Origin of the sequence: Streptacidiphilus carbonis, assembly GCF_000787775.1 — a bacterium.
GTDB lineage: Bacteria > Actinomycetota > Actinomycetes > Streptomycetales > Streptomycetaceae > Streptacidiphilus > Streptacidiphilus carbonis.
This window is the reverse complement of record NZ_BBPM01000118.1, coordinates 1-6,338: the sequence shown is the minus strand read 5'-3', so window position 1 is coordinate 6,338 and position 6,338 is coordinate 1. Positions and strand designations below refer to the sequence as shown.

The window sequence follows — 6,338 nt, the reverse complement described above, 5'->3', positions numbered from 1 at the left end:
GCTGCATTCCCCTGAAAAGGGCATAGCGAACCAGAGGTCGCATGATCCGAACTTCCAAGGGATGGCCACCCTCATCACAGGACCGGCCGCGCTCAGCGCGTTCGGAGCTCCTGTTCAGGCAGCTCGACGTACATTAGGCGGCTGCCGACACGAAGTCAAACTCATTACTGACGGGGCGTCTGACGTGTCGTGGGGAGCATGAAGTCGCACCACACGGCCTTGCCGCCGTCCGGCGTGCGGCGGGTGCCCCAGCTGCTGGCGATGGTCGCGATGATGGCGATGCCGCGGCCGGTCTCGTCGGCCGGTTCGGCGCGGCGGCGGCGTGGGAGGTGGTCGTCGGCGTCGGTCACCTCCACCGTGAGGCGGCGGTCGGTGCGGCGCAGGCGGAGGCGCATCGGGGGGTGGCCGTGGGTGAAGGAGTTGGAGACCAGCTCGCTCACCGCGAGGACGCCCAGGTCGAGCAGTTCCTCCCCCAGCCGCCAGCTCGCCAGCACCCCGCTGGTGAAGGCGCGAGCGCTGGAGACCGCCTCGGCCCCGCCGAGCAGGTCGAGCGAGGCGCTGCGGAACAGCTCCGCCGTCTCGGTGTCGCGCTCCGGCAACTGGAACACCAGGGCTGCCACATCGTCGTCGTGGTCCGGGGTCACCCCCATGGCCCGCAGCAGCCTGGCGCAGATGACGTCGGGCTGGCCGGTGGCGCCGGCGAAGGTGCGGGCCAGGGCGTCCAGGCCCTCGTCGATGTCCTGCTCGCGCCGTTCGACCAGGCCGTCCGTGTAGAGGACGCCGGTGGCGCCGGTCCCCAGCGCGACGCTGGCGGAGGTGTGCAGATAGCCGCCGGTGCCGAGGGGCGGACCGCAGGGCTCCTCGGGACGGGTGACCGAGCCGTCGGCCTCACGGATCATCAGCGGCAGATGGCCGGCCGAGGCGTAGACCAGTCGCTGCTCGCTGGGGTCGTAGACGGCGTAGACGCAGGTGGCGATGAGGGTCGCGTCGATCTCCGAGGCGAGCCCGTCGAGCAGTTGCAGGACCTCGTGCGGGGGCAGGTCGAGTCGGGCGTACGCCCGCACCGCCGTACGGAGCTGGCCCATGACCGCGGCGGCGCGCATCCCCCGGCCCATGACGTCGCCGATCACCAGCGCCGTGCGTCCGCCGCCGAGGGTGATGACGTCGTACCAGTCCCCGCCGACGGCGGCGTCGGCGCCGCCGGGCTGGTAGGTGGCGGCGACCCTGAGGTCGTCCGGCTGTTCGAGCTTCTGCGGGAGCAGGCTGCGCTGCAGGGTGACCGCGGCCTCGCGGTGCCGGCGCTCGCTCTCCCTGAGCCGTTCGGTGACCTGGACCTGGTCGGTGACCTCGGCGCCGAAGACCAGCACGCCGCAGACGTCGGCGGCGTTGGTGCTGCGGCGCAGCGCGCCGAAGGGGCTGCGTGCGCTGGTGGTGATCCGGCCCTGCTGGTGCTGGTGGGTCGCCGCGAGGGAGGAGACCTGGCGGCCGAGGTCCTCGCTGTCGCGGACCGGGGCGCAGACGAAGGTGAAGTAGCGGGGCCGATCCGAACCGGATTCGGAACTGGTGAACGAAGGGTGGGTGACCTTGCGTGCCTTGACCGTGCGGGGTCGTCCGGTACGGAACGCCTGGTCCATCAGTGTGAGCAGGCCGAGCTCCTCCAGCTCGGGCATCACCTGGTGGGCCGGCACTCCTGTGGGCCGGGAGCCGAAGACGTCCGTGTAGGCGCGGTTCAGGTACCCGATGCGGTGGCCCGGCCCGTAGGTCACCGCGACCAGGGCGGGGAGGTGGGCCAGGACGTCGTGGACGGTGGGCTGGTCGAAGCCGTCGACGGAGGCCCGGGGCGCCGTGACCCCGCCGGTGCTCCCCGCACTCCCCGCACTCCCTTTGCTCCCCGCCGCCACCGTGCGTCCAGCGCTCCCCGTGCCCCCCGCCTTCCCCGGGCTCCCCGCGTCGAGCCCGGCATCGTCCCCACCCGCGCCCTTGGCCGGAGCGGGCACGGGCGCGCGGACGTCCGCGGCGTCCCCGGCCAAGCCGTGGTCGGACTCCTCGTCCTTGGAGTCGATCGGCTGCTCAGCGGTGACGTCTCCGGTTTCCGTCTTCTGGGTCCGGGGCGACAGAGCGGACCGTCGCTGTACTCCAGGGAGCCGGGAGCTCCAGCGCGTGAGGTTCACGGGACCCTTCTGTCGGCGTTCGGCACTTCAACGATCGGCAGGTCAGCGATCGGCGTTCGGCGTGGGGACGAACGGGGACCCCGGCGGTGGGGCGCCGGACGTCCGGACCAGTGTGGCTGATGTATTCCGCAAGCGACATCAGGGTGGGTCACTCCAAGGAGATACCCATCCTGGGCATGATGGGTAAGCCTCCCCTGCTTCCTCCCCATCCTTCTGACGTCTCTTCACAGCTGTTCCGTTGCCTGTCCACGGCACCCGCCTCGGCTTCTCAGTCCTGGTCGAGCTCCATCAGGGTCTCGAACCCGGCCCGCGGCTGCTCCAGCGCACCCATGGAAACGATCTCGCGCTTCAGCAGTCCGGCCAGCAGCCAGTCCGCCAGCACCCTGGCCTTGCGGTCCACCGTCGGCATCCGCCGCAGGTGCACCGCACGGTGCAGCAGCCAGGCGGTGCGGCCGTGCAGTGCGCGGCCGCGCAGCTGGGCGACGCCCTTGTGCAGGCCGAGTGAGGTGAGCGAGCCCTTGGACTCGTAGCGGTACTCCGTGACCGGCTCGCCGCGCAGCTGGGCCACCACATTGTCGGCGAGCACCCTGGCCTGTCTCACGGCGTGCTGGGCGGTGGGGGCGCAGCACTCCCCGGGCCGGGTCAGGTCGGGCACCGCCGCACCGTCGCCGGCCGCCCAGACGTCCGTCGTGCCGAGTACCCGCAGCGACGCGTCGCAGCGCAGCCGTCCCTGCGCGTCGCAGGTCAGGCCGGTCTCCCGGAGCACGGGGTGGGCCCGGACCCCGGCCGTCCAGACCAGGGTGCGGGCGGCGAAGCGGCTGCCGTCGGAGAGTGCCACGACACCGTCGTGCACCGATTCCAGCCGGGTGCCGACCCTGACTTCGATGTTGCGTCCGCGCAGTTCGGCGGTGGTGCGCAGGCCCACGTCGGGCTCGGTCTCGGGGAGGATCCGGTCGCCGGCCTCCACCAGTACCCAGTGCAGGTCCTCGGGTTGGATGCCGGGGTGCTGGCGGGCCGCGTAGCGGGCCATGTCCTCAAGCTCGGCGATGGCGCCGGTGCCCGCGTAGCCGCCGCCGACGAAGACGAAGGTCAGCGCGGCCTCGCGGAGCGCCGCGTCACGGGTGGAGGAGGCCAGGTCGAGCTGGGTGAGCACGTGGTTGCGGAGCGAGACGGCCTCCTGGACGCTGCCGAAGCCGATCCCGTGCTCGGCGAGGCCGGGGACCGGCAGGATCCTGGGCACCGCGCCGGGTGCCAGGACCAGCAGGTCGTAGTCGAAGGACAGGTCGCGTTCGGTCTGCTGCTGCACCGGCGGAGGAACCGTCACCACGGCGCGGTGGGCGGCCGGGTGCAGGGCGCTGAGCCGCCCGAGCACCACCTCGACGCGCGGCAGTATCCGCCGCAGCGGGACGACGACGTGCCGGGGGTCGACGGCGCCGGCGGCCGCCTCGGCCAGCAGAGGCTGGTAGGTCATGTACGACTTGGGGTCGACGAGGGTCAGTTCGGCCTCGTCCGGCCGCAGCCGCTGCTGCAGCCGCAGGGCGGCGTAGAGGCCGACATGGCCGCCGCCGACGAGCAGGATCCGCACCGGCCGGGGGGTCGCGGCAGGGGCGGCCGCGGCGGTCGGCTCCGGAGCGGGCGTGGGGGTCGGAACGGGGACACGGGCAGGGGTGGGTGCGGGGGTCGACGCGGATGGGGATGGTGGGGTGGTCACCGGCGTCACTCAGTCTCGGCTTCGTGGGGGTCGCTCCCCCAGTGGTTGGAGTACCGGTCCATTCCGCACCCTCAGCGGCTTCTTGTACATAGCCCGCGCCTGAACTGGTAGGACCCGTGCGGCGAACAGGATGAGGAGATCGACCGGAATGTCCGCCTGATCATCCGCTTATCGGCGCAGATGTCCTACGCCTTTGAGCACATGTTCGGTGCTCCGGGGTGAGTCGCGCGCACCCGAGTCTTGGGAAGGCCCCTGTTCGGCCTGATCTGCTCTCAACTATGGTCGGGGTGTCTGCGAATCCGTACTCGGTTCGCTACATCGTGTGCGCGTTGGGGGGGCACCGCTCGGAGGTGGTGCCCACGGGGGAGGACAAAAGTCATGGTTCAGCGGGAACATGCGCTTCCGCATGTGGGGGAACGGTCCATATCGGATCCGCGAAACGGACGGCCGACGGCGTCGGCTTCCGCCTCGGGTCCGGCGGTGACGGGATCAGGTCCCGGCGGTGGTGGCGGCGGCCGTCTGCGTGTGGACGCACGGCGCAATCTGGAGAGCGTGCTGCGCGCGGCGCGCGAGGTCTTCGGCGAACTCGGCTACGGGGCGCCGATGGAGGAGGTCGCCCGGCGGGCCGGGGTCGGCGTCGGCACCGTGTACCGGCGCTTCCCCAGCAAGGAGGTCCTGGTCCGGCGGATCGCCTCGGAGGAGGTCGCCTGGCTCACGGCGCAGGCCTGGGAGTCGCTGAACGGCGACCCGCAGCCCTGGGACGCGCTGGCCGGCTACCTCTCCCGGGCGGTGGCCACCGGCGCGGGGCGGCTGCTCCCGCCCGAGGCCTTCCGCTACGCGGAGCGGATGGACCAGGTGCCCGCCCAGCGGACGGCGGGCGAGGTGCCCCCGCTGGAGATCGCGGCGCCCCCGCCCGGCGACGGCACCGCGGACGCGGATCCGGCCCGGCTGCTGGAACTGCTCGGGCAGCTGGTCGAACGGGCTCGGAGCGCGGGCGAGTTGCGCAGCGGGGTCCGGGTCACCGATGTGGTGCTGGTGCTGACCGCCTCGGTGCCCTCGTACACCGAGCCCAGCGGGGACGGCGCCGGCACCGAGGGTGCGCCCGGGGCGCAGGGATCGTCGGCGCGGCTGCTGCGGATCCTGCTGGACGGGCTGCGCTCCGACGGGTAGGCGGACAGCAGCCGGGGAGGCCGGGCGCGGACAATAGTCCTTCGCTGCGAAAACCGCTCAAATATTCAGATACTCGCTCCCGGACGGGTGGTCGGGTGCGGAAGAACGGGTGCGCGTCCGGTTCGCATGGGAATCTTTGACCGTGGAACGACACGGGGACTGCTATGCGCGCTGAAGGCCAGGACGACTCGGGCGAGGGTTCCGGTTCCGGCATCGGTTCCGGCATCGGGTCGGCCGGACCGCCGGAACCCCCGCCCCAGGTCCCGGCCCAGGGGGCACGGCACCGCGCCGACGACAGGCCGCCCGGGGCCGGACCCGCCGACCGCCCGGAGCAGACGGTGCCGACCGTGCCCCCGCCGGGAGGCCCGGTCGACGACGAGCCGCTGCCCGTCTCGGACGCCGAACTCACCGCGGCGGTACGGGGCGGTGACGACGCGGCGTACGAGGAGTTGTACCGGCGGCACGCCGACGCCGTGCGCCGGTACGCCCGTACCTGCTGCCGGGACACCTTCACCGCCGAGGACCTGGCCGGCGAGGTCTTCGCCCGCACCCTGCAGGCGCTGCGGGCCGGCAAGGGGCCCGAGATCGCCGTCCGCGCCTATCTGCTGACGGCGGTCCGCAACATCGCGGCCGGCTGGAGCCGCACCGACCGGCGCGAGCAGCTGGTCGACGACTTCACCCTGTTCGCCGCCACCTCCGCGGCCGTCGCCGACGTCAGCGTCGTCGACCCGGGCGCGGACGCCTGGGCGATGGCGGGGATCGACCACTCGCTGGTGGTCCGGGCGTTCAGCCGGCTGGAGCCGGACGACCAGATGGTGCTCTGGCACACCGCAGTCGAACGCGAACCTCCGCGGCAGGTCGCCGAGTTGATCGGCAAGACGGCCAACGCCACTGCTGTGCAGGCGAGTCGGGCCAGGGACCGGCTGGCCACCGAGTTCCTGCAGGCCCACATCTCCGACACCCAGGAGACGGCGTGCGAGGACTACGCGCGCCGGCTGGGCGCGTTCGCGCGCGGCGGGCTGGGGAAGCGCGCGGCCGGGGACGTGCGCGGGCACATGAAGGAGTGCGACCGCTGCTCGGCCGCCTACCTGGAGCTGGTGGACCTCAACCACAGCCTGCGGGAGCTGCTGCCGACCGGTGCGCTGGTGTGGTGGGTCGGCTCCGGCTACTTCACCGCACTGGCCGCGGGCGCGGCCGGTGCCGCGGGGGCGGCCGGAGTGGCCGCCGGGGTCGGCGCGACCGCCTCCGGCACGGCCGGCGCGGGGGCTGCCGGAGCAGCGGGTGCC

At 72.8% G+C, this 6,338-nt stretch carries 4 protein-coding genes; 2 read left to right on the top strand and 2 right to left on the bottom strand.

From position 1 onward, the window contains the following. Positions 1–164: 164 nt before the first annotated feature. Positions 165–2,171 carry an ATP-binding SpoIIE family protein phosphatase gene (locus TR46_RS37255; RefSeq protein ID WP_236655704.1) on the bottom strand — a complete coding sequence of 669 codons (2,007 nt, stop codon included), beginning with the start codon at positions 2,169–2,171 and terminating at the stop codon, positions 165–167. Between the two features lie 268 nt (positions 2,172–2,439). Then, positions 2,440–3,756 carry an NAD(P)/FAD-dependent oxidoreductase gene (locus TR46_RS37250; RefSeq protein ID WP_042411607.1) on the bottom strand — a complete coding sequence of 439 codons (1,317 nt, stop codon included), beginning with the start codon at positions 3,754–3,756 and terminating at the stop codon, positions 2,440–2,442. A gap of 606 nt (positions 3,757–4,362) precedes the next feature. On the opposite strand from TR46_RS37250, the gene TR46_RS37245 reads away from it, so the two are divergent. Together TR46_RS37245 and TR46_RS37240 are read left to right on the top strand one after the other, a co-directional pair. Beyond that, on the top strand, positions 4,363–5,052 hold the full coding sequence (locus TR46_RS37245; RefSeq protein ID WP_042411603.1) for a TetR/AcrR family transcriptional regulator: 690 nt from the start codon (positions 4,363–4,365) through the stop codon (positions 5,050–5,052). Positions 5,053–5,216: 164 nt separating this feature from the next. Next, a partial coding sequence (locus tag TR46_RS37240) for a sigma-70 family RNA polymerase sigma factor (RefSeq protein WP_152626933.1) occupies positions 5,217–6,338 on the top strand: 1,122 nt, incomplete at its 3' end.